The organism is Salinisphaera orenii subsp. halophila YIM 95161, assembly GCF_003732545.1.
GTDB classification, from domain to species: Bacteria; Pseudomonadota; Gammaproteobacteria; order Nevskiales; family Salinisphaeraceae; genus Salinisphaera; species Salinisphaera orenii_A.
In genome coordinates this window covers 1-1404 of the sequence record NZ_AYKF01000018.1, presented here as the reverse complement: position 1 = coordinate 1404, position 1404 = coordinate 1, and the positions used below count along the sequence as shown (strand labels likewise).

1 protein-coding gene is annotated in these 1404 nt (G+C 70.7%); it reads left to right on the top strand.

The window, feature by feature from the left end; all coding sequences use genetic code 11:
• Positions 1-1026, top strand: a 1026-nt coding sequence (locus SAHL_RS02155) for an anhydro-N-acetylmuramic acid kinase (RefSeq protein WP_123589777.1), incomplete at its 5' end; no start/stop codon positions are given.
• Between the last annotated feature and the right edge of the window lie 378 nt (positions 1027-1404).

The window sequence follows — 1404 nt, the reverse complement described above, 5'->3', positions numbered from 1 at the left end:
CCCCCCCCCGCCGAGCTGCGCGAGGACCTGCTGCATCTGTCGCAGCAGGTCGCCGGCGTGTCGCTGGCGAAGTTCGGCGAGCTCGACCAGCGCGTCGGCGCCTGGTTCGCAGCCGCCGCCCAGGCCGTCATGCGCAAGGCCGACGTGTCGGCGGACGCCGTCGCTGCGATCGGCAGCCACGGCCAGACCATTCGCCACGAGCCGGAAGCGGCGCTGCCGTTTAGCCTGCAGCTCGGCGCCGCGAGTCTCATCGCCGCGCGCACCGGCTGTCGGGTGGTCGCCGACTTCCGCAACAGCGACATGGCCGTCGGCGGTCAGGGGGCGCCGCTGGTACCGGCATTCCATCGCAGCGTGTTCGCCGACTCGCAGCAGGCGCGCATCGTCGCCAACATCGGCGGCATCGCCAACCTGACCATCCTGCCGACGTCCGCGGTCCACGACCTCGACGCCGTCACCGGTCTGGATACCGGCCCGGGCAATGCGCTGATGGACGCCTGGATCGCCGCCCATCTCGGCCGACAGCTGGACGAGGACGGCCGCTGGGCCGCGAGTGGTCGCGTCGACCCCCCGCTGCTCGCCCAGTTGATGAACGATCCGTATCTGCGCCGGCCGGCCCCCAAGAGCACCGGCCGGGAGCATTTCAACCTCGACTGGCTGCGCGCCCAGATCGACAGCCTGCACGCACCGCCGGATCCGGTGAACGTCCAGACCACGCTGTGCGAATTCACCGCGCGCTCGATCGCGCAGGCCATCGCGCATCACGGCCCGGGCGACGAGCGGGTGCTGCTCTGCGGCGGCGGCGTGCGCAACGCCGAGCTGAAACGGCGGCTGATCGACCGCCTCGCTCCGCGCGAACTCGTCTCGACCGCCGATTACGGCCTCGACCCGGACTGGGTGGAGGCGGTCGCGTTCGCCTGGCTGGCCAAACGCACCGTCAATGGACAGAGCGGTAACCTGCCCTCGGTCACTGGCGCCCGGTTCCCCGTGCCGCTGGGTGCGGTCCACGAAGCGCGCGTGCGCGCCTGAGAACGTAGCGCCAGCCGGGGACCGCCAGAAAGCACCAGCAGGGTGCCGAACATTCGGCTTGCGGCGCATGGGTGAGGGCTATCGCGCCGTATCGCCGCGGCCAGGAAAAGACACAGGTTCAGACAGGCGGGCCGGGGCTCGCGGCGCGTCCGCCGCGCCCTGCCAGGGAGAACCGAAAACACTGGCGGCATCGTCGGCGACACCGCGATACCTCGACGCCGGAGTCGCCAAAACGATAGGCGCCGCATAGCCGGGCGTAGCGGTGACAGACGATGGCTTTGTCATCACCCCCGCCCGGCCTCTGGCGATGCCGCTCCTCTGCTTTAGTGGGTGAGGGCGCGTGTCCCGCGCGATGCCACGAACGAGTTGCCGCAACCA